Origin of the sequence: Duganella violaceipulchra (assembly GCF_019166075.1) — a bacterium.
Taxonomy (GTDB): domain Bacteria; phylum Pseudomonadota; class Gammaproteobacteria; order Burkholderiales; family Burkholderiaceae_D; genus Rugamonas; species Rugamonas violaceipulchra.
Genome location: NZ_JAHTGR010000004.1, coordinates 435,764 through 455,351, shown reverse-complemented (window position 1 = coordinate 455,351; position 19,588 = coordinate 435,764). Strand labels below are relative to the sequence as shown.

Here is a 19,588-nt window from a genome sequence, read left to right as displayed (position 1 = left end):
GTAAACCCTTGAGTCCATAGGGGTAAACTCATAGTTGACCATGCTCGGCAAACGAGTGAACCTGATGGCCGGCCACGACAAAATGGTCGAGGATGCGGATATCCACCAGCGCCATGGCCTGCACCAGCGCCCGCGTCAGCAGCAGGTCCGATTCGCTGGGATCGGGCGTGCCGGACGGATGGTTGTGGGCCAGCATGATGCTGGCGGCGTTGCAGGCCAGCGCGGCCTTGACCACCTCGCGCGGGTAGACGCTGGTATGCGTCAAGGTGCCGCGAAACATTTCCTTGGCGTCGATCAGGCGGTTCTTTACATCCAGGAACAGCACGTGAAACGATTCGAAGTCCTTGCCGCTGAAGGTGATGCGCAGGTATTCCTTCACCGCGCGGGGCGAGCTCAGCGTGTTGCCGGCCTTGATTTCCTCCAGGATGGCGCGCCGCGCCAGTTCCATCACCGCCTGCAATTGGGCGAACTTGGCCGTGCCCAAGCCGCGCAGCACGGAAAATTCCTTCAGGCTGGCGCCGAACATGGCTTGCAGCGAGCCGAAGTGGTGCAACATTTCCTGCCCCAGCTGCACCGCGTCCTTGCCCGGCACGCCGGTGCGCAGGAAAACCGCCAGCAATTCGGCGTCCGTCAGCGCCGCCGCGCCTTCGCGTATCAGCCGCTCGCGCGGGCGGCGCTCCAGCGGCCATTCGTTAATTGTCATCGATATCCTCCGCAAATCAGCACAGACGACAGGCGCGGCAGGCAAGGTGGCTTACAATATAGCCTTTGCCAGCTTACCGAATCCCACGTCATGTCTAACGCGCAACCTGCTGTTGTCACCAAATCGGCTTACTTAACTCTGCATTATCGTCTCGCCTCGCTGGACGGTACTGATATCGTTACAACCTTCAGCGGAAATCCCGCCACCTTGATGCTGGGCCAGGGCCAGCTGGCGCCGGTGCTGGAAGAACTGCTGATCGGCATGCCTGAAGGCACGCACAAGACCTTCGACCTGGAGCCGGGTGTCGGCTTCGGCCCGCGCAACCCGGAGCTGGTGCGTGAAGTCACCCGCGCCACGCTGGACGACAACTCGGTGCCGGGCGCCGACTACAAAGTGGGCGATCTGGTCGACTTCGCCGCGCCGGGCGGCGGCCGCTTCGCCGGCATCCTGCGCGAGCTGGGCGAGGAAACCTGTCTGTTCGACTTCAACCACCCGCTGGCCGGCCAGCCGCTGAAATTCGAAGTCAAACTTATTTCCGTGCTGTGAGGAACTGATGAGCGATAAAGAAATCCTGTTGGCCCAGCCGCGCGGCTTTTGCGCCGGCGTCGACCGCGCCATTGAAATCGTCGAACGCGCGCTGACCCAGTTCGGCGCGCCCATCTATGTGCGCCACGAGATTGTCCACAACGCCTACGTGGTGGACGACCTGCGCAACAAGGGCGCCATCTTCATCGAAGACCTGGACGACGTCCCGGCCGGCAACACGCTGGTGTTCTCGGCGCACGGCGTGTCCAAGGCGGTGCGGGCGGAAGCGGAAGCGCGCGGCCTCAGCATCTTTGACGCGACCTGTCCGCTGGTCACCAAGGTGCACGTGGAAGTGGCCAAGATGCGCAAGCAGGGTTGCGAGATCATCATGATCGGCCACGACGGCCATCCGGAAGTCGAAGGCACGATGGGCCAGACCGAAGAGGGCATGTACCTGGTCGAAACAGTGGCCGATGTCGCCAAGCTGAACGTCACCAAGCCGGACCAGCTGGCCTATGTTTCGCAGACCACGTTGTCGGTGGACGACACCGCCGACATCATCGAGGCGCTGAAACGCAAATATCCGGCGATCATCGAGCCGAAAAAAGGCGACATCTGCTACGCCACCACCAACCGCCAGGAAGCCGTGAAATTCATGGCGCCGCAAGTGGAAGTGGTGATCGTGGTCGGCAGCCCGAACAGCTCCAATTCCAACCGCCTGCGCGAAGTGGCGGAAAAGAAGGGCACACCGGCCTACATGGTCGACAACGCCACGCAGATCGATCCGCTCTGGCTGGAAGGCAAATTGCGCGTTGGTGTCACTGCTGGTGCGTCGGCGCCCGAAGTGCTGGTGCAGGCCGTCATCGACCGCCTGAGGGAATTGGGCGCGCGCAGCGTGCGCACGCTGGACGGGGTGCAGGAAGCGGTCACTTTCCCACTGCCCAGAGGCCTGGATGGACAGAAAGCTGCACCAGTAGAGGGCGTGGTGTAACAACTTTCGGGATGAAACGGAATTAAATTTTGCATCTTTCCGTTATTCCGCAGTTAGTTTTTCCAGAATCTCGCTATCATTGCCTCGCTCTCAAAAAGTTGTCGTTTAGGCTTATAAACGAAGGAACGGCGGAGGGCGCGGCTCGCAGGGAGACGCTACTGGTTCAGGCATGAAATTTGCATCATGAACGTGTAGTCAACGGCGGCACTACGGAGACATACTCCGGGTGCCGTTTTTGTTAGATGAACCGCTGTGCAGGCATAACACAAAAAGTAAAGGCACTCTTCATGGATACATTTATCCAACAAATTATTAACGGACTGGTGCTAGGCAGCATGTACGCACTGGTCGCGCTGGGCTACACCATGGTGTACGGCGTGCTGAACCTGATCAACTTCGCCCACGGCGACGTGCTGATGATCGGCGCGATGACCGGCCTGACCATCCTCAAATACCTGAACGAATACGCACCGGACCTGCCTGGCTACGTCAAGCTGGCGATCGCCATTGGCGGCGCCATTCCGGTCTGCATCGTCGTCAACATCCTGATCGAGCGCGTTGCCTACCGCCGCCTGCGCAATGCGCCGCGCCTGGCGCCGCTGATCACCGCCATCGGCGTGTCCATCCTGCTGCAAACCATCGCCATGATGATCTGGACCCGCAACCCGCTGGCCTTCCCGCAACTGCTGTCGTCGGAACCGATCACGGTCGGCGGCGCGCTGATCTCGCAGACCCAGATCCTGCTGCTGGTGCTGGCCGCGCTGTCGATGACCGGGCTGGTGCTGCTGGTGGAAAAAACCAAGATGGGCCGCGCCATGCGCGCCACGGCGGAGAATCCCCGCGTCGCCGGACTGATGGGCGTCGATTCCAACAAAGTCATCGTCGCCACCTTCGCGCTGGGCGCGGGCCTGGCCGCCGTGGCCGGCGTGATGTGGGGCGCCAACTATGCGTCGATCCAGTTCGCGATGGGCTTCGTGCCCGGCCTGAAGGCCTTCTCGGCCGCGGTGCTGGGCGGCATCGGCAACATCTACGGCGCAATGATAGGCGGTATCGTGCTCGGCATTATCGAGAGCCTGGGCGCCGGCTACATCGGCGACCTGACCGGCGGCTTCCTCGGCAGCCACTATCAGGACATCTTTGCCTTCGTCGTGCTGATCATTGTGCTGACGGTGCGTCCGTCCGGCATCATGGGCGAGCGCGTTGCGGACCGTGCCTAAGCTGAGGAACTACACATGGCTATTCTGAATTTCGACACCACCCGCAACCCGCGCAAGGCCTACAGCAGCATGGCTGTGGTCCTGATCGGCCTGCTGATCTTCCCGTTCGTCGCCTCGCAGTTCGGCAACTCCTGGGTCCGCATCATCGACATGGCGCTGCTGTACATCATGCTGGCGCTGGGCCTGAACATCGTGGTCGGCTTCGCCGGCCTGCTGGACCTGGGCTACATCGCCTTCTACGCGGTGGGCGCCTACATGACCGGCCTGCTGGCCTCGCCACAGTTCGCGACCTTGCTGGAATCGCTGATCAACGAGTATCCGGCGGTCGGCAATACGCTGGTCGCCATCCTGGGACCGGACATCCAGCAAAACGGCATCCACCTGTCGGTATGGGTGATCGTGCCGCTGGCGGCCGCGCTGGCCGGCCTGTTCGGCGCGCTGCTGGGCGCCCCGACCCTGAAGCTGCGCGGCGACTACCTGGCCATCGTGACGCTGGGCTTCGGCGAGATCATCCGCATCTTCATGAACAACCTGAACGAGCCGATCAACTTCACCAACGGTCCGCAGGGCATCAACCTGATCGACCCGATCCGCGTGTTCGGCGTCAACCTGGCGGGCGAGGCGGGTTCGCGCGCCAACGTCGTCGTCGGCGGCTTCTCCATGCCGTCGGTGAACGCCTACTACTTCCTGTTCCTGTTCCTGTGCATAGCCGTGGTATTCATCACCTCGCGCCTGCAGCACTCGCGCCTGGGCCGCGCCTGGGTCGCGATCCGCGAAGACGAGATCGCCGCCAAGGCGATGGGCATCAACACCCGCAACGTCAAGCTGCTGGCATTCACGATGGGCGCCTCGTTCGGCGGCGTCGCCGGCGCCATGTTTGCCTCGTTCCAGGGCTTTGTGTCGCCGGAATCGTTCTCGCTGACCGAATCGATCGCCGTGCTGGCGATGGTGGTGCTGGGCGGTATCGGCCACATCCCTGGCGTCATCATGGGCGGCGCGCTGCTGGCGGCGTTGCCGGAAGTGCTGCGCCACGTGGTCGAGCCGCTGCAGGAAAAACTGTTCGGCCACGTGCTGATCGAAGCGGAAGTGCTGCGCCAGCTGCTGTACGGCCTGGCGATGGTGCTGATCATGCTGAACCGTCCGGCGGGTCTGTGGCCGGCGCCCAAGCATGAAGACCGTCCCGACGGCGACTCCGACACCAAAGATCAATCGTCCGGCACCGTGGCGGCCTGAGGAAAGCAGACATGAGCGAACAAGTTATTCTCCACATCGCCGGCGTCAACAAGCGCTTCGGCGGCTTGCAGGCGCTGACCGATGTCGGCATCAAGATCATGAAGGGCCAGATCTACGGCCTGATCGGCCCCAACGGCGCCGGCAAGACCACCTTCTTCAACGTCATCACCGGCCTGTACCAGCCGGACACCGGCACCTTCGAGCTGGCCGGCAAGCCGTATTCGCCGTCCGCGCCGCACGCGGTGGCCAAGGCCGGCATCGCCCGCACCTTCCAGAACATCCGCCTGTTCGGCGAGATGACCGCGCTGGAAAACGTCATGGTCGGGCGCCACGTGCGCTCGCACCAGGGCGTGTTCGGCGCCGTGTTCCGCCACAAGGCGGCGCGCGAGGAGGAGGCGTCCATCCGCAAGCGCGCGCAGGAACTGCTGGACTTCGTCGGCATCGGCCAGTTCGCCAGCCGCACCTCGAAGTTCCTGTCCTACGGCGACCAGCGCCGCCTGGAAATCGCCCGCGCCCTGGCCACCGATCCGCAACTGCTGGCGCTGGACGAACCGGCGGCCGGCATGAACGCCACCGAGAAGCTGGCGCTGCGCGAGCTGCTGGTCAAGATCAAGAACGAAGGCAAGACCGTGTTGCTGATCGAGCACGACGTCAAGATGATGATGGGCTTGTGCGACCGGCTGATGGTGCTGGAATACGGCAAGCCGATCGCCGAAGGTCTGCCGGCGGAAATACAAAGCAATCAGGCGGTTATCGACGCCTACCTGGGAGGATCGCACTAATGGGCGACAACGTTCTTAAAGTATCGGGACTGAAAGTCGCGTACGGCGGCATCAAGGCCGTCAAAGGCATCGATCTGGAAGTGAACAAGGGCGAGCTGGTGGCCTTGATCGGCGCCAACGGCGCCGGCAAGACCACCACCTTGAAAGCCATCACCGGCACGCTGCCGCCCTGCAAGGTCGAGGGCACGGTGTCGTACAAGGGTGAATCGCTCAAGGGCAGCAAGTCCTTCCATCTGGTCGAGAAGCGGCTGGCGATGGTGCCGGAAGGACGCGGCGTGTTCACCCGCATGTCGATCCAGGAAAACCTGATGATGGGCGCTTACACCCGCAACGACAAGGCCGGCATCGACGCCGACATCGCCAAGTGGTTCGACGTGTTTCCGCGCCTGAAGGAGCGCGCGGCGCAGATGGCGGGCACGCTGTCGGGCGGCGAGCAGCAGATGCTGGCGATGGCGCGTGCGCTGATGTCGCATCCCGAACTGCTGTTGCTGGACGAGCCGTCGATGGGCTTGTCGCCGATCATGGTCGAGAAGATTTTCGAAGTGATCCGCAACGTCTCGAAAGAGGGCATCACCGTCCTGCTGGTGGAGCAGAACGCCAAGCTTGCGCTGCAAGCGGCGCACCGCGGCTATGTGATGGATTCCGGCCATATCACCATGACCGGCAACGCCAAGGACATGCTGGACGACCCGCGCGTCAAAGCGGCCTACCTCGGCGAATAGTCAGGCGAAAAAAAAACCGTGTGGCTTGCGACGATCTTGAGCGTCGCAGGCACACACGGGTTTTTTGATGGAACCGGCGCCCTACCGCGCCGGAATTCCTTGATTACTTCTTGGCTGGAGCGGCTTTGGCGGCAGCAGCGGTGAACTGGTTCACGGCCGAGGTCATGTTCGACTCGATCGACTCAACAGCTTGCTTGGCGGTCTTGGCGAACTGCTCGTAGCCGGCGTTGGCGTTGCCGATGGCCGATTTCAGGATGGCGACAGCGTTTTCCGAACCAGCTGGGGCGTTCTTGCTGACTTCTTCCACCAGCGAGATGACTTTACGGTTGGTTTCAGCGATCTGGGTTTCAGCTGCTTTGCTGAATTCAGCGCCGGTGCTCGAAGCGATGGTCGCCAGGTGACGGCCGTAAGCGATGGTTTTTTCTGCGTTAGGCTGGGCTTGTGCCGAAGCCAGCGAGAAGAATTCTTGTGGATCTTTAGCCGACAGCAGCTGCTTGGTGGTGATCGACGACTCTTCCAGCGATGCCTTGGCAGCGGTCAGGTTCAGATCGACAAACTTCTCCACGCCTTCGAAAGCCTTGTTGGTCAGGGCCGAGAAGATCGCGAATTGAGCTTCAAAGTTGGCTTTGGTCGCATTGGAAAATTGCTCAGGGATAGAAAACATTTGAATCTCCAGGAAAGTAGTCATTGATTAAGTACTGCTTAGGTACTGCTGTTTCTTACGGCCGGTGAGAAACAGGCTATCCTCGTTTCAGACCGAACAACTAATTGTGCAACGCAACAAACCCGATTTTACGGCCTTCAGAAATTAAGTCAAGCGATTTTTTGTGCATTGCACCAAAGAACCAAATCTAGCTTGAGGAAAGTATTTCCCTAGGGAAAATGCGGCTTGGCAAGGCATGGCCGGTGGCGAAATGCCTGCCGTGATAGACTTGCATCCTGTCGAGTCGGCGCCGCAAATCGGCGCCGATTTCCTTTCATGCTGCAAGCAAGTTTTACCGGTTTTCCCATGCCCAACACCCCGAGCGCCGTCGCGGTTGTCAAACACGCCACTTTCCTGTCGCCGCTGCCGCTGTTTTTCGTGCTGTTGTGGAGCAGCGGCTTCATCGTCGCCAAATTCGGCTTGCCGTATGCGCCGCCGCTGACCTTCCTGGTGATGCGCTTTGTGGGCGTGTTGTTGTTCCTGATACCTGCCGTGCTGCTGCTGAAAGCGCCCTGGCCTCAGGGCAAGATCTGGCAGATCGCGCTGGCCGGCCTGCTGGTGCAGGCCGGCTACCTGATCGGTGTCTGGTGCGCCATCAAGCTGGGCATGCCGGCCGGGCTGTCGGCCCTGATCGTCGGCATGCAGCCCATCCTGACCGCCTTCGCCGCACCGCTGATCGGCGAAAAAGTGCGGCCGCTACAGTGGCTGGGCCTGGTCTTCGGGCTGGCCGGGGTGGGGCTGGTGGTGGCCGCCAAGATCAAGCTGGTCGGATTGTCGACCGACGCCATCCTGCTGTGCGTGCTGGCATTGCTGTCGATGACCGCCGGCACCCTGTGTCAAAAACGCTATTGCCCGCATTTCGATTTGCGCACCGGCACCGTGATCCAGTTCGCCGCCTCGCTGGCCTTGGTGTTGCCGCTGGCGATCATCTTCGAAGGATGGACGCCAGCCTTTGCTGCGGTGCAGTGGACGCCGCGTTTCATCGGCGCCTTGCTGTGGTCGGTACTAGGCTTGTCGATCGGCGCCATTTTCCTGTTGTTCGCGCTGATACGCCGCAACGACGCCACCCAGGTCACCAGCCTGATGTATCTGACGCCGCCGACCACCGCCGTCATGGCCTGGCTGATGTTTGGCGAGGCTTTCAACGCCCTCGGCATAGCGGGGATGGCGCTGGCGGTCACCGGTGTGATTTTTGTAGTCAAGAAAACCAACTAAGCGAGTGCATATGATTTCAACTCCCGACCAGCAGGCGGTGGACGCCGCCATCACCAGCCGCCGCTCGATCCGCGCCTTCCTGCCGCAGGCTGTGGCGCGCGACGATGTCGCGCAGATTTTGCAGGTGGCGGCGCGGGCGCCGTCCGGCACCAATACCCAGCCATGGAAAGTCTACGTGCTCGATGGCGAGCGCAAGCAGCAATTGTCGGCGGCGATTTTGGCCGCACATGGTGATCCAGAACAGGCAAAACTGCACAGCGAGGAATACGCCTACTATCCGCGCGAGTGGGTGTCGCCCTTCATCGAGCGCCGCCGCAAGGTCGGCTGGGATTTGTATGCCTTACTGGGTTTGACGCGCGACAATAAAGCCGGCATGGCCGCGCAACACGGCCGCAATTATGAATTTTTTGGTGCTCCGGTAGGTCTCATCTTTACCATCGATCGCATCATGGAGCAGGGCTCATGGCTGGACTACGGAATGTTCCTGCAAAACATCATGGTGGCGGCGCGGGCGCGGGGCCTAGATACTTGCCCGCAGGCGGCTTTTACCCAGTATCATAAAATTATCGGCGGCCAGTTGGGCTTACCGGACAATGAGACCGTGGTGTGCGGCATGGCGCTCGGTTACGCCGATAGCTCGAAAGTTGAAAATACCTTGATCACGGACCGTATGCCGCTTGAGGAATTTGTTAAATTTGTTGGTTAGAACTAGCTTGTTTAAAACCTACGGCGCCATATTGTATCGACGCAACCATCGATGCACTCAATGTTAAATTTGCTTGCGATCGCTCAGAATTTTGCTACACTGCAACAGGTCTTTCGCTTTCTCCACACCGTTTTTTCGGGGATATGAATGTATAAACTAGCCTTAAGTGCGCTCATTTCGCTGATGTTCGCCTCCACGGCGCTCACCGCAACAGCAGCCCAGGCTGCCGATGGCGCCGGATCGAAAAAACACCATGTGAAGAAGGTCAAGGCCCGTGGACCGGTGCGCGTGGCCGCCGCCGAGCCTGGCGAACGCGTGGTCAAGCGCGTGATCAAGGTCAATGGCCGCCGCAAAGTGGTGTACCAGCGCATGATCGTGGCCGCGCCCGCAGTGCCGACCATGGGCGACCTGGCCGGCCTGAACATGACGCACGATCCGCTGGACCTGAAATCGAACGTGGCGCTGGTGCTGGACCAAGCCAATTCCGAAGTGCTGTTTGAAAAGAATTCCAACGTCGCCCTGCCGATCGCCTCGATCACCAAGATGATGACCGGCCTGGTCGTGGTTGAAGCCAAGCAGAACATGGACGAGATCCTGAGCGTCACCGACGAGGACGTCGACCGCGAAAAATTCAGCAGCTCGCGCCTGAAGGTGGGCACCCAGCTGAGCCGAGCAGACATGCTGCACATCGCGCTGATGAGTTCGGAAAACCGGGCGTCGTCGGCCCTGGGCCGCAACTATCCGGGTGGCAAGCCCGCGTTTGTCGAGGCGATGAACGCCAAGGCGCGCGAACTGGGCATGGTCGATACCCATTACGTCGATTCCAGCGGCCTGTCGAAAATGAATGTGGCCAGCGCGCGCGACCTGGCCAAGCTGGCGATGGCCGCGTATCAGCAGCCCATCCTGCGCCAGTACTCGACCGACGCCAAGGCCATGGTCGAAACCAACGGCCGTCCGATGCAGTTCGGCACCACCAACCACCTGGTGGCCAATCCGGACTGGGCGATCGGCTTGCAGAAAACCGGCTTCATCAACGAAGCAGGGCGCTGCCTGATGATGCAGGCGGTCATCGAAGGCCGCTCGGTCATCATGGTGTTCCTCGATTCCAAGGGCAAGCAGTCGCGGATCGCCGACGCCGGCCGCATGCGCAAATGGCTGGAGGCGCTGAAGCCAGCCGCCCTCAGCGCGCCGGCGACCACTTATTCGACCGGAATGTAACCGAGCGTGGCGGAGATCTGGTTGGCGGTCGTGACCAGGTCTTCCAGCCATTCATCCTGCAGACGGTCGGCCGGCGCCGAGATCGACAGCCCGGCAATGAGCTTGCCGCTGTCGTCGTGGATGCCGGCGGCCATGCAACGCACTCCCAGTTCCAGTTCCTCATTGTCGCGCGCGTAGCCGCGTGACTTTACCAGGCTCAGCTCGCGCTCCAGCTTGGCCAGATCCGTGATCGAATTCTTGTTGTGGCCGGCCAGTCCGGTACGCGTGGCGTAGGCGCGGATGGCTTTCGGCTCGTCCACCGACAGGAACAGCTTGCCGGTCGAGGTCAGGTGCAGCGGGCCACGGCCGCCGATGGCGCGCACCACCTGCATGCCCGAACGCTCGGAGAAGGCGCGGTCGATGTAGACGATCTCGTCGCCCTGGCGCACCGACAGGTTGATGGTCTGCTGGGTTTTTTTGTGCAGTGCGCGCATGAAATCCAGCGCGGCTTCGCGCACCGACAGTCGGCTCTTTACAACATTGCCCAGTTCCAGCAGCCGCATGCCGAGCCGGTAGGTGCCCGGCTCGATGCGGTCGACAAAGCGCGTCAGCACCATGTCGTTGAGGATGCGGTGGGCGGTCGAAGGGTGTAGCCCGGAAACCTTGGATAATTCCTTCAGGCTGACAGGGTCGGGATATTTGGCGAGCGCATCGAGTAGCGCCACCATGCGCTCGATCACCTGGATCGTGGTCTTTTGCTCTGGAACGGTTTCGATTTTCATGATGTGGTTGGTGCGGTGCAGTATGCGATAGCTACTTTATACCATAATGTGAAAAAAAGTGGAATTGATGCATAATGATACATTCACCATTTGCGGTTTATTCATGGAACCAGTGAGCGAATTCAAGAGCAAGAGCGGCCTGAAACGTATCTTTTCGGCCTTTTTATACTCCATCGACGGCTTCAAGTCGGCCTGGAAGCATGAGCATGCCTTCCGCCAGGAAGTCAGCCTGTTTGCTGTCGGCACCATTGTCGCGCTGGTGCTGCGCATCTCGGCGTTCGAGAAATTGGTGCTGATCGGCGTGCTGATGTTGATATTGATCGTGGAACTGATCAATTCCTCCATCGAAGCCGTGGTCGACCGCGTATCGCTGGAGCGCCATCCGCTGTCCAAGAACGCCAAGGACTTCGGCAGCGCCGCCGTATTGCTGACCTGTCTGCTGGCGGCTGGGGCCTGGGGCGTGGTGCTGTTCAACCGTTACTATTGAGTGTATATAAGGTTTCGGTATAAGGAACTGCTAAAAGCTTAGTTCTAAAATATAAAGGATGGCCGTAATCTGGAGACCTACACTACAAGGGGAATCAGATGCTGTCCAAAAAAATTATTGCTGCTGTTCTTGTCGTCGCCGCCGCCGCCGCCCCATCCCTGGCCGCCGAGATTTCTTTGCTGAACGTGTCTTACGACCCGACCCGTGAGCTGTACCAGGACGTCAACGCCGCGTTCGCCAAGGAGTGGAAAGCCAAGACCGGCGACGTGCTGAAAATCAAGCAATCGCACGGCGGCTCCGGCAAGCAGGGGCGCGCCGTGATCGACGGCCTGGAGGCCGACGTGGTCTCGCTGGCGCTGGCCTACGACATCGACGCCATCGCCGAGCGCAAGCTGCTGTCGCCCGACTGGCAGAAGAAACTGCCGCACAACAGCACGCCGTACACCTCGACCATCGTGTTCCTGGTTCGCAAAGGCAACCCTAAAGGCATCAAGGACTGGAGCGACCTGGTCAAGCCCGGCATCGCCGTCATCACCCCGAATCCGAAAACCTCCGGCGGCGCCCGCTGGAACCACCTGGCCGCCTACGGCTACGCGCTGCGCCAGCCGGGCGGCAGCGAAGCGTCCGCCAAGGACTTCCTGAGCAAGCTGTACAAGAACGTGCCGGTGCTCGATTCCGGCGCGCGCGGCGCCACCACCACCTTCGTCGAGCGCGGCATCGGCGACGTGCTGATCGCCTGGGAAAACGAGGCGCTGCTGGCGATCAAGGAACTGGGGCCGACCAAGTTCGACATCGTCGCGCCGTCGGTGTCCATCCTGGCCGAGCCGCCGGTGGCCGTGGTCGACAAGGTGGTCGACAAGCGCGGCACCCGCAAGGTGGCCGAGGCTTACCTGAACTTCCTGTACACCGATGAGGCGCAGGAAATCATCGCCAGGAACTACTACCGTCCGGCCGTGGAAAAGGAGGCGAAGAAATACGCCGCCCAATTCCCGAACGTGAAACTGTTCAAGCTGTCCGACGTGGCCGGCGACTGGAGCAAGGCGCAGAAGGTGCACTTCGCCGACGGCGGCCTGTTCGACCAGATCTACCAGCCCAAGTAATCACGGCCGGAAGGTCTCGAAACATTGTATTTTTTAGCAGAAAAGGCGCAGAATAGCAGGCTGGCGGCTGACTGAAGGCCGGTGTTCTTTTTCCCATCTGGAGCTGACTATGACGATACGACTGGGCGATACCGCCCCTGATTTTGAACAAGATTCTTCCATCGGCAAGCTGCACTTTCATGAGTGGGCTGGTAATTCCTGGGTGGTGCTGTTCTCGCACCCGGCCGACTTCACGCCGGTCTGCACGACCGAACTGGGCCTGACTGCCAAGTTGAAACCCGAGTTCGACAAGCGCCACGTCAAGGCGATCGCGCTGTCGGTCGACCCGGCCGAATCGCACAAGTCGTGGATCGCCGACATCGAGGAAACCCAGGGCACCGTGGTCGGCTTCCCGATCATTGCCGACGCCGACCGCAAGGTGTCCACGCTGTACGACATGATCCACCCGAACGCTTCGACCACGGCCACCGTGCGCACGCTGTTCGTGATCGATCCGAACAAAAAAGTGCGCCTGAGCCTGACCTACCCGATGAGCACCGGCCGCAACTTCGACGAAGTGTTGCGCGTTATCGACGCCCTGCAACTGACCGACGGCTACACCGTGGCCACGCCAGGCAACTGGAAAGACGGCGACGACGTCATCATCCCACTGACCGTGCAGGACCCGGACGTGTTGAAGCAAAAGTATCCCAAGGGTTATACCGCGGCCCGACCTTACTTGCGCGTCACCCCCCAACCAAATAAATAAACGCATAAGCAAATAAGGATTGCGTTGTTTGGATATTCCCCTAGAGTAGTTACTCTGCAGTCTACTCTTGGGGATTTGCATGGATTTGTCATTTGTCGCTTCTGGTTTCGCGGTCGGCCTATTGGTCGGCATGACTGGCGTGGGCGGCGGCTCGCTGATGACGCCGCTGTTGACGCTGTTGTTCGGTGTGTCCCCCTCGGTAGCGGTCGGCACCGACCTGGCTTTCGCCTCGCTGACCAAGGGCGTGGGCACCTTCACCCACCGCATGCGCGGCACGGTGCACTGGGAAATCGTACGCCGCCTCTGCCTCGGTGCCTTGCCGGCCGCTTTGCTGGCCAGCCTCTCTCTCAAATATTTCGGCACGCTCAACAAGGAAATCGGCCAGGTCATACGCTATATGATCGCCGGCTCGGTGATGTTGACCGTGGTCGCCTTGCTATTTAAACGCAAGATGCTGGACTGGGTCATGGCCCGCCCCGAGCGCCAGTTGCAGGGCAGGGCGCTGACCATCGCCACCATCGTCTCCGGCGCCGTGCTGGGCACGCTGGTGACCATCTCCTCGATCGGCGCCGGCGCCATCGGCGCAACCCTGCTGGTGATGCTGTATCCGCGCCTGACCGCCGCCGAAGTGGCCGGCACCGACATCGCCTACGCCGTGCCGCTGACGGCGATCGCCGCCGTGGGCCATTGGTGGCTGGGCTCGATCGACTGGAGCCTGCTGTTGACCTTGCTCGTCGGCTCGCTGCCCGGCATCACCATCGGCGCCTACGCCGCCCGCGCCGTGCCGGAACGCCTGCTGCGCGGCTTGCTGGCCTTCACCCTGGTCGCGGTGGCGGCGAAGCTGGTTTCTTAAAAACCATATAGCGTTACCGTCTAACCAAATGAAAAATGCTTCGTTTGTAATATGAAGCGCAGGTGAGATTATGCAGCCCTTATAGAAGAATTTGTAATAAGGGAGCATCCATGTCAGCAGTTCTCGCCGCACCCGCCACGGCGCCCGGCGCCGTCCGGGGCGCGCCTTTCCGCGTCATGCCGGGGTTCCGGCTGTCGCTGGGATTCACCATTTTCTACCTGACGCTGATCGTCCTGATCCCGCTGTCGGCCGTGTTCCTGAAGACCTTCACGCTGAGCTGGGAAGGCTTTTGGAGCGCGGTGACATCGGCGCGCGTCATCGCCTCGTATAAGCTGACCTTTGGCGCCTCGTTGCTGGGCGCCCTGGTCAACGTCGTCTTCGGCGGCATCGTCGCCTGGGTGCTGGTGCGCTACCAGTTCCCCGGCAAGCGCATCATCGACGCGCTGGTCGACTTGCCGTTCGCGCTGCCGACCGCCGTGGCCGGCATCACCTTGACGGCGCTGTATTCGGCCAATGGCTGGTTCGGCCGCTTCCTCGAAGGCACGTTGGGTTTCAAGGTGGCGTTCACGCCGGTCGGCGTGGTGGTCGCGCTGACTTTCATTGGCTTGCCGTTCGTGGTGCGCACCGTGCAACCGGTGCTGGAAGACGCCGAGCGCGAACTGGAAGAAGCCGCCGCCAGCCTGGGCGCCAACGCCTGGCAAACCTTCAGCCGCGTGGTGTTCCCGACCATCCTGCCGTCGCTGATGACCGGCTTCGCGCTGGCTTTCGCGCGCGCCACCGGCGAGTATGGCTCGGTGATTTTCATCGCCGGCAATATGCCGATGGTGTCGGAAATCACGCCGCTGTTCATCATCACCAAGCTGGAGCAGTACGACTACGCCGGCGCCACCGCGATCGCGGTGGTGATGCTGGTGGTGTCTTTCATCATGCTGTTGACCATCAACCTGTTGCAAGCCTGGGCTCGCGGAAAGTCGGGAAAAAAATGAGCGCCATTCCAACGACATCTGTGCGTCGCGGCGAGTTGCCGTCGGCCCCGCAAACGCTGGAGCCACGCTGGGTGCGCATCGCGCTGATCGCCATCGCGCTGACCTTCCTCACGCTGTTCCTGTTCGTGCCGCTGGTGGCGGTGTTTGTCGAAGCCTTCCGCAAGGGCTGGGAGGCCTACCTGGCCGCCATCATCGAGGACGACGCGATTTCGGCCATCAAGCTGACCCTGATCACGGCGCTCATCGCCGTGCCGCTGAACCTGGTGTTCGGCGTGGCCGCGTCGTGGTGCATCGCCAAGTTCGAGTTCCGCGGCAAAAGCATCCTGCTGACCCTGATCGACCTGCCGTTCTCGGTGTCGCCCGTGATCTCCGGCCTGATCTACGTGCTGCTGTTCGGCGCGCAGGGCTGGTTCGGTCCGTGGCTGCAGGAGCACGACATCAAGATCCTGTTCGCGGTGCCGGGCATCGTGCTGGCCACCATCTTCGTCACCTTCCCGTTTGTCGCGCGCGAGCTGATCCCGCTGATGCAGGCGCAGGGCAGCGAAGAGGAGGAGGCCGCCATCGTGCTGGGCGCGTCCGGCTGGGACACCTTCCGCCGCGTCACGCTGCCCAACATCAAGTGGGGCCTGCTGTACGGCGTGATCCTGTGTAACGCCCGCGCGATGGGCGAGTTCGGCGCGGTGTCGGTGGTGTCCGGCCACATCCGCGGCGAGACCAACACCGTGCCCTTGCAGGTCGAGATCCTCTACAACGAATACAACTTTGCCGCCGCCTTTGCCGTGGCCTCGCTGCTGGCCCTGTTGGCGCTGGTGACCTTGGCCCTGAAATCCTTTATCGCATGGCGCTTGAACGAGTCCATCGCCGACGACGTGCGCACAACGGAGTAATGCCATGACCATCGAAGTTAAAAACATCAACAAGCGTTTCGGCGATTTCGTCGCCCTCAACAATGTGTCGCTGGATTTCCCGCCGGGCGAACTGACCGCGCTGCTGGGACCTTCCGGCTGCGGCAAGACCACGCTGCTGCGCATCATCGCGGGCCTCGAACATCCGGACTCGGGTCAGGTGCTGCTGGACGACAACGACGCCTCGCACCGCCACGTGCGCGAGCGCCAGGTCGGCTTCGTGTTCCAGCACTACGCGCTGTTCAAGCACATGACGGTGTTCGAGAATGTCGCCTTCGGCCTGCGCGTCAAGCCGCGCGCCGAGCGGCCGTCGGAACACCAGATCCGCCGCAAGGTCAAGGAGCTGCTGGAGCTGGTGCAGCTGGACTGGCTGGCCGACCGCTATCCGCCGCAGCTGTCGGGCGGCCAGCGTCAGCGCATCGCGCTGGCGCGCGCCCTGGCGGTCGAGCCGCGCGTGCTGTTGCTGGACGAACCGTTCGGCGCGCTCGACGCCAAGGTGCGCAAGGAACTGCGCCGCTGGCTGCGCCGCCTGCACGACGACCTGCACGTGACGTCGATCTTCGTCACCCACGACCAGGAAGAGGCGCTGGAAGTGGCCGACCAGGTGGTGCTGATGAACAAGGGTAACGTCGAGCAGATCGGCGCGCCGGACGAGGTCTACAACCATCCGGCCTCGCCGTTCGTGTACGGCTTCCTCGGCAATGTGAACATGTTCCACGGCCGTGTGCAGGACGGCATCCTGGCCAGCGGCGACGCTTCCTTCAGCGTGCCGGGCCAGCCCTCGGCCGACGGCAAGGGCACCGCCTATGTGCGGCCGCACGACCTGGAGATCGACCGCTACGCGCCGGGTGCGGAAGGCATCGTCGTCAAGCTGCGCCATGCGCATGCGATCGGCCCGCTGGCCCAGCTGGACCTGGAGCGCAGCGATACCGCCGAGCTGATCGAGGCAGTGATGTCGAATGAACGTTATAGCCAACTGCAATTGAAAGAAGGCGAAACCCTGGTAGTGCGTCCCAAGCGCCTGCGTGTATTTGTTGATGGCGGAGTCTCCATATGAATTTCCAACAACTGCGGTCGATCCGCGAGGCCGCGCGACGCGGCTACAACCTGACCGAAGTGGCCAACGCGCTGTTCACCTCGCAGCCCGGCGTCAGCCGCCAGATCCGCGAACTGGAGGACGAACTGGGCGTGGTGATTTTCGAGCGCAACGGCAAGCGCCTGACCGGCATGACCGAGCCCGGCAAGGGCATCCTGAAGATCATCGAGCGCCTGCTGATCGAGGCGGAAAACCTGCAGCAGGCCAGCCTGGAATACACCGGCCAGCAAAGCGGCACCCTGAGCGTGGCGGCCACCCACACGCAGGCGCGCTACGCGCTGCCCAAAGTGGTGCAGAGCTTCCGCACCGCTTACCCCGATGTGCGCATCGCCTTGCAGCAGAGCGCGCCGGAGCACATCGCCGAATGGATTTTGTCCGGCAAGACCGACATCGGCATCGCCACCGAGGGCCTGTCGCAATTCCCCGACCTGGTGTCTTTCCCTTGCTACCGCTGGAGCCATTTGATCGTGGTGCCGGACGGCCACCCACTGCTGGCGCGCTCGCCGATCCGGCTGGAAGACCTGGCCGAGTTCCCGTTGATTACCTACGACGTCGGCTTCACCGGCCGCGGCCATATCGACGCGGCGTTCGAACGCGCCGGCGTCAAGCCCGACATCGTGTTGACGGCGATGGATTCGGACGTCATCAAGCAGTATGTGGCGCTGGGCCTGGGCGTGGGCATCGTCGCTTCGATGGCCTTCGACCACGGCCGCGACAAGGGCATGCGCGCGGTGGAGGCGTCGCACCTGTTCGCGCAAAACACCACGCGGCTGGCGGTGCGGCGCGGCGCCTATCTGCGCTCCTACGCCTACCACTTCATCCAGGAATTCGCGCCCGACCTGACCCGCGCCGATATCGACGCGGCCTTGAGTGGCGGGGATTGAAACTGATGTGGCTGCCAGCTAACAGTCCGTTAATTTTTCCATCTGGCACGGCTAATTGAACCTATACTAAAACTCAAAACTAGTTTGCAGCAACCAAGAATTTAAGTCCGTTGGTCTTACTCTGGGGAGCACGTAAATGGGTATCGGTAACTGGAAGATAGGTGTCCGGCTTGCTGCCGGGCTGGGCGTGTCGATGGTGTTCATGGTCGGCATTTCGGTGATCGGCATAGGCAATCTTGGCAAGTTGAATAACAACACCCAGGATCTCGCGGCCGACAAGATACCCAAGGTCATCCTGGGCTATGAAACGATAGGCGGCCTCAATGACGTGGCGCGCGCCATGCGCAACGCCATGCTGTCCAAGGACCCCGAGGTCGTCAAGGCGGAGCTGGCGCGGGTGGATCTGCGCAAGGCCGACAACGCCACGCGGCTCGACAAGCTGGCCGTGCTGATCGCCGACGACGAGGACCCGCAAAGCAAGGCCAAGCTGCAGGCGGTGCTGGAAGCGCGCGACAAATACACGGTGGTGCAAACCGCCTTCCTCAAGATGTCGGCCGACGATAGCCGGCGCGAAGAGTCGGTCGCCTATCTGCTGACTTCGGTACGCAAGGAACAGACCGCCTACCTGAATGCGCTGACCGAGCTGGTCAAATTCCAGAACGCCGCGATCGAGGACGCCAGCACGGTGGCACAGCAATCCTATGCCAGTTCGCGCAACATGATGATCTTGCTGACGGTGGTCGCCACCGCGCTGGCTTCGTGGGTGCTGTACTGGATCACGCGCAGCATCACGCAGCCGCTGAACCGCGCCGTCGGCATGGCGCAGGCGGTGGCGGGCGGCGATCTCACCACGCGGATGGAGTGCCATACCACCGATGAAACCGGGCAGCTGCTGCGCGCGCTGATCGACATGAACGACAGCCTGGCGCGCACCGTCGGCCAGGTGCGCTCGGGCACGGATACCATCGCCACCGCCTCCAATCAGATCGCCAGCGGCAACCTGGATTTGTCCAGCCGCACCGAGCAGCAGGCGTCCAGCCTGGAGGAGACCGCGTCGTCGATGGAGGAATTGACGTCGACCGTGACGCAGAACGCCGAGAACGCGCGCCAGGCCACCAAGCTGGTGGTGGCGGCCTCGGAGTTCGCCACCAAGGGCGGGCAGGTGGTCGGCCAGGTGGTGACAACGATGGGGGCGATCAAGGAAAGCTCCGGCAAGATCGTCGACATCATCAGCGTCATTGATGGCATCGCGTTCCAGACTAACATCCTGGCGTTGAACGCGGCGGTGGAAGCGGCGCGCGCAGGCGAGCAGGGACGCGGCTTCGCGGTGGTGGCCTCGGAGGTGCGGACGCTGGCCCAGCGTTCGGCCAACGCCGCCAAGGAAATCAAGGAATTGATCGCGCGTTCGGTGGAGACGGTGGACGCCGGATCGCTGCTGGTCGACGAGGCCGGTGCGACGATGGACGGCATCGTCAAGGCGGTCAAGCAGGTGGCGGACATCATGACGGAAATCAGCGCCGCCAGCAGCGAGCAGAGCACGGGGATAGAACAGGTCAACCAGGCCATCGTCTCGATCGACGATGTGACGCAGCAGAACGCCGCGCTGGTGGAAGAGGCCGCCGCCGCCGCGCAAAGCATGCGCGACCAGGCGGACTTGCTGGCGCAAGCGGTCAGCGTGTTCAAGCTGGCGGGGCAGCCGTCGCATGCGACGCCGTCCCGCCAGCGGAGCTTGCTGGCCGTCTCGGGCTAGCGC

21 protein-coding genes are annotated in these 19,588 nt (G+C 61.8%); 18 read left to right on the top strand and 3 right to left on the bottom strand.

All coding sequences use genetic code 11. The features are described 5' to 3' along the window. Positions 1 to 28: 28 nt before the first annotated feature. Complete coding sequence (gene radC, locus KVP70_RS10540; RefSeq protein ID WP_217942101.1) at positions 29 to 703, bottom strand: RadC family protein; 675 nt, start codon at positions 701 to 703, stop codon at positions 29 to 31. A gap of 90 nt (positions 704 to 793) precedes the next feature. On the opposite strand from radC, the gene KVP70_RS10535 reads away from it, so the two are divergent. The 6 genes from KVP70_RS10535 (at position 794) to KVP70_RS10510 (ending at position 6,173) form a co-directional block, all read left to right on the top strand. After that, positions 794 to 1,249 carry an FKBP-type peptidyl-prolyl cis-trans isomerase gene (locus tag KVP70_RS10535; RefSeq protein WP_217942100.1) on the top strand — a complete coding sequence of 152 codons (456 nt, stop codon included), beginning with the start codon at positions 794 to 796 and terminating at the stop codon, positions 1,247 to 1,249. A 7-nt stretch (positions 1,250 to 1,256) separates the two neighbouring features. Next, on the top strand, positions 1,257 to 2,219 hold the full coding sequence (gene ispH / locus KVP70_RS10530; protein ID WP_217942099.1) for a 4-hydroxy-3-methylbut-2-enyl diphosphate reductase: 963 nt from the start codon (positions 1,257 to 1,259) through the stop codon (positions 2,217 to 2,219). 287 nt (positions 2,220 to 2,506) lie between these two features. After that, complete coding sequence (locus tag KVP70_RS10525; protein WP_116990484.1) at positions 2,507 to 3,436, top strand: branched-chain amino acid ABC transporter permease; 930 nt, start codon at positions 2,507 to 2,509, stop codon at positions 3,434 to 3,436. Positions 3,437 to 3,451: 15 nt separating this feature from the next. Continuing rightward, positions 3,452 to 4,669 carry an ABC transporter permease subunit gene (locus KVP70_RS10520; RefSeq protein ID WP_217942098.1) on the top strand — a complete coding sequence of 406 codons (1,218 nt, stop codon included), beginning with the start codon at positions 3,452 to 3,454 and terminating at the stop codon, positions 4,667 to 4,669. A gap of 11 nt (positions 4,670 to 4,680) precedes the next feature. Next, positions 4,681 to 5,451: an ABC transporter ATP-binding protein gene (locus tag KVP70_RS10515; RefSeq protein ID WP_020701526.1), complete on the top strand. Its 771-nt coding sequence runs from the start codon at positions 4,681 to 4,683 to the stop codon at positions 5,449 to 5,451. Continuing rightward, positions 5,451 to 6,173 (top strand): ABC transporter ATP-binding protein, encoded by a 723-nt coding sequence (locus tag KVP70_RS10510; protein ID WP_217942097.1) that lies wholly within the window; start codon positions 5,451 to 5,453, stop codon positions 6,171 to 6,173. Before KVP70_RS10515 ends, KVP70_RS10510 begins: the two co-directional genes overlap by 1 nt. Positions 6,174 to 6,276: 103 nt before the next feature. On the opposite strand, the gene KVP70_RS10505 is transcribed toward KVP70_RS10510, so the two are convergent. Next, entirely contained in the window at positions 6,277 to 6,837 is a 561-nt protein-coding gene (locus KVP70_RS10505; protein WP_020701528.1) for a phasin family protein, read from the bottom strand. 345 nt (positions 6,838 to 7,182) lie between these two features. On the opposite strand from KVP70_RS10505, the gene KVP70_RS10500 reads away from it, so the two are divergent. From KVP70_RS10500 to pbpG, 3 genes are all read left to right on the top strand, one after another. After that, positions 7,183 to 8,091, top strand: a complete 909-nt coding sequence (locus tag KVP70_RS10500; protein WP_217942096.1) for a DMT family transporter — start codon at positions 7,183 to 7,185, stop codon at positions 8,089 to 8,091. Between the two features lie 10 nt (positions 8,092 to 8,101). Further along, positions 8,102 to 8,797 (top strand): nitroreductase, encoded by a 696-nt coding sequence (locus KVP70_RS10495; RefSeq protein ID WP_217942095.1) that lies wholly within the window; start codon positions 8,102 to 8,104, stop codon positions 8,795 to 8,797. Positions 8,798 to 8,944: 147 nt separating this feature from the next. After that, complete coding sequence (gene pbpG, locus KVP70_RS10490) at positions 8,945 to 10,015, top strand: D-alanyl-D-alanine endopeptidase (RefSeq protein WP_217942094.1); 1,071 nt, start codon at positions 8,945 to 8,947, stop codon at positions 10,013 to 10,015. Here the strand turns inward: pbpG and KVP70_RS10485 are convergent. After that, positions 9,997 to 10,776: an IclR family transcriptional regulator gene (locus tag KVP70_RS10485; RefSeq protein ID WP_020701532.1), complete on the bottom strand. Its 780-nt coding sequence runs from the start codon at positions 10,774 to 10,776 to the stop codon at positions 9,997 to 9,999. The genes pbpG and KVP70_RS10485 overlap by 19 nt on opposite strands. Before the next feature lie 103 nt (positions 10,777 to 10,879). Here KVP70_RS10485 and KVP70_RS10480 point away from each other — a divergent pair, with 103 nt between their 5' ends. The 9 genes from KVP70_RS10480 to KVP70_RS10440 all read left to right on the top strand — a co-directional run bounded on the left by KVP70_RS10480 (position 10,880) and on the right by KVP70_RS10440 (position 19,585). Then, entirely contained in the window at positions 10,880 to 11,263 is a 384-nt protein-coding gene (locus tag KVP70_RS10480) for a diacylglycerol kinase (protein ID WP_217942093.1), read from the top strand. Between the two features lie 98 nt (positions 11,264 to 11,361). After that, complete coding sequence (locus KVP70_RS10475) at positions 11,362 to 12,363, top strand: sulfate ABC transporter substrate-binding protein (RefSeq protein WP_217942092.1); 1,002 nt, start codon at positions 11,362 to 11,364, stop codon at positions 12,361 to 12,363. 109 nt (positions 12,364 to 12,472) lie between these two features. After that, positions 12,473 to 13,111, top strand: a complete 639-nt coding sequence (locus KVP70_RS10470; RefSeq protein WP_217942091.1) for a peroxiredoxin — start codon at positions 12,473 to 12,475, stop codon at positions 13,109 to 13,111. A 79-nt stretch (positions 13,112 to 13,190) separates the two neighbouring features. Beyond that, complete coding sequence (locus KVP70_RS10465) at positions 13,191 to 13,964, top strand: sulfite exporter TauE/SafE family protein (protein WP_026334145.1); 774 nt, start codon at positions 13,191 to 13,193, stop codon at positions 13,962 to 13,964. 110 nt (positions 13,965 to 14,074) lie between these two features. Continuing rightward, positions 14,075 to 14,950, top strand: a complete 876-nt coding sequence (gene cysT / locus KVP70_RS10460) for a sulfate ABC transporter permease subunit CysT (RefSeq protein WP_416053855.1) — start codon at positions 14,075 to 14,077, stop codon at positions 14,948 to 14,950. After that, positions 14,947 to 15,837 carry a sulfate ABC transporter permease subunit CysW gene (cysW, locus tag KVP70_RS10455; RefSeq protein ID WP_217942090.1) on the top strand — a complete coding sequence of 297 codons (891 nt, stop codon included), beginning with the start codon at positions 14,947 to 14,949 and terminating at the stop codon, positions 15,835 to 15,837. The genes cysT and cysW overlap by 4 nt, the downstream gene beginning before the upstream one ends. 4 nt (positions 15,838 to 15,841) lie before the next feature. Continuing rightward, positions 15,842 to 16,912 carry a sulfate/molybdate ABC transporter ATP-binding protein gene (locus KVP70_RS10450; protein ID WP_217942089.1) on the top strand — a complete coding sequence of 357 codons (1,071 nt, stop codon included), beginning with the start codon at positions 15,842 to 15,844 and terminating at the stop codon, positions 16,910 to 16,912. After that, entirely contained in the window at positions 16,909 to 17,835 is a 927-nt protein-coding gene (locus KVP70_RS10445; protein WP_217942088.1) for a CysB family HTH-type transcriptional regulator, read from the top strand. The genes KVP70_RS10450 and KVP70_RS10445 overlap by 4 nt, the downstream gene beginning before the upstream one ends. 136 nt (positions 17,836 to 17,971) lie before the next feature. Then, positions 17,972 to 19,585 carry a methyl-accepting chemotaxis protein gene (locus KVP70_RS10440; RefSeq protein ID WP_217942087.1) on the top strand — a complete coding sequence of 538 codons (1,614 nt, stop codon included), beginning with the start codon at positions 17,972 to 17,974 and terminating at the stop codon, positions 19,583 to 19,585. Positions 19,586 to 19,588: the final 3 nt, after the last annotated feature.

What these genes read in the sequence shown, in the direction of transcription:
- radC (WP_217942101.1), bottom strand. Translation starts at nt 703, where the DNA reads ATGACAATTAACGAATGGCCGCTGGAGCGCCGCCCGCGCGAGCGGCTG.
- KVP70_RS10535 (WP_217942100.1), top strand. Translation starts at nt 794, where the DNA reads ATGTCTAACGCGCAACCTGCTGTTGTCACCAAATCGGCTTACTTAACT.
- ispH (WP_217942099.1), top strand. Translation starts at nt 1,257, where the DNA reads ATGAGCGATAAAGAAATCCTGTTGGCCCAGCCGCGCGGCTTTTGCGCC.
- KVP70_RS10525 (WP_116990484.1), top strand. Translation starts at nt 2,507, where the DNA reads ATGGATACATTTATCCAACAAATTATTAACGGACTGGTGCTAGGCAGC.
- KVP70_RS10520 (WP_217942098.1), top strand. Translation starts at nt 3,452, where the DNA reads ATGGCTATTCTGAATTTCGACACCACCCGCAACCCGCGCAAGGCCTAC.
- KVP70_RS10515 (WP_020701526.1), top strand. Translation starts at nt 4,681, where the DNA reads ATGAGCGAACAAGTTATTCTCCACATCGCCGGCGTCAACAAGCGCTTC.
- KVP70_RS10510 (WP_217942097.1), top strand. Translation starts at nt 5,451, where the DNA reads ATGGGCGACAACGTTCTTAAAGTATCGGGACTGAAAGTCGCGTACGGC.
- KVP70_RS10505 (WP_020701528.1), bottom strand. Translation starts at nt 6,837, where the DNA reads ATGTTTTCTATCCCTGAGCAATTTTCCAATGCGACCAAAGCCAACTTT.
- KVP70_RS10500 (WP_217942096.1), top strand. Translation starts at nt 7,183, where the DNA reads ATGCCCAACACCCCGAGCGCCGTCGCGGTTGTCAAACACGCCACTTTC.
- KVP70_RS10495 (WP_217942095.1), top strand. Translation starts at nt 8,102, where the DNA reads ATGATTTCAACTCCCGACCAGCAGGCGGTGGACGCCGCCATCACCAGC.
- pbpG (WP_217942094.1), top strand. Translation starts at nt 8,945, where the DNA reads ATGTATAAACTAGCCTTAAGTGCGCTCATTTCGCTGATGTTCGCCTCC.
- KVP70_RS10485 (WP_020701532.1), bottom strand. Translation starts at nt 10,776, where the DNA reads ATGAAAATCGAAACCGTTCCAGAGCAAAAGACCACGATCCAGGTGATC.
- KVP70_RS10480 (WP_217942093.1), top strand. Translation starts at nt 10,880, where the DNA reads ATGGAACCAGTGAGCGAATTCAAGAGCAAGAGCGGCCTGAAACGTATC.
- KVP70_RS10475 (WP_217942092.1), top strand. Translation starts at nt 11,362, where the DNA reads ATGCTGTCCAAAAAAATTATTGCTGCTGTTCTTGTCGTCGCCGCCGCC.
- KVP70_RS10470 (WP_217942091.1), top strand. Translation starts at nt 12,473, where the DNA reads ATGACGATACGACTGGGCGATACCGCCCCTGATTTTGAACAAGATTCT.
- KVP70_RS10465 (WP_026334145.1), top strand. Translation starts at nt 13,191, where the DNA reads ATGGATTTGTCATTTGTCGCTTCTGGTTTCGCGGTCGGCCTATTGGTC.
- cysT (WP_416053855.1), top strand. Translation starts at nt 14,075, where the DNA reads ATGTCAGCAGTTCTCGCCGCACCCGCCACGGCGCCCGGCGCCGTCCGG.
- cysW (WP_217942090.1), top strand. Translation starts at nt 14,947, where the DNA reads ATGAGCGCCATTCCAACGACATCTGTGCGTCGCGGCGAGTTGCCGTCG.
- KVP70_RS10450 (WP_217942089.1), top strand. Translation starts at nt 15,842, where the DNA reads ATGACCATCGAAGTTAAAAACATCAACAAGCGTTTCGGCGATTTCGTC.
- KVP70_RS10445 (WP_217942088.1), top strand. Translation starts at nt 16,909, where the DNA reads ATGAATTTCCAACAACTGCGGTCGATCCGCGAGGCCGCGCGACGCGGC.
- KVP70_RS10440 (WP_217942087.1), top strand. Translation starts at nt 17,972, where the DNA reads ATGGGTATCGGTAACTGGAAGATAGGTGTCCGGCTTGCTGCCGGGCTG.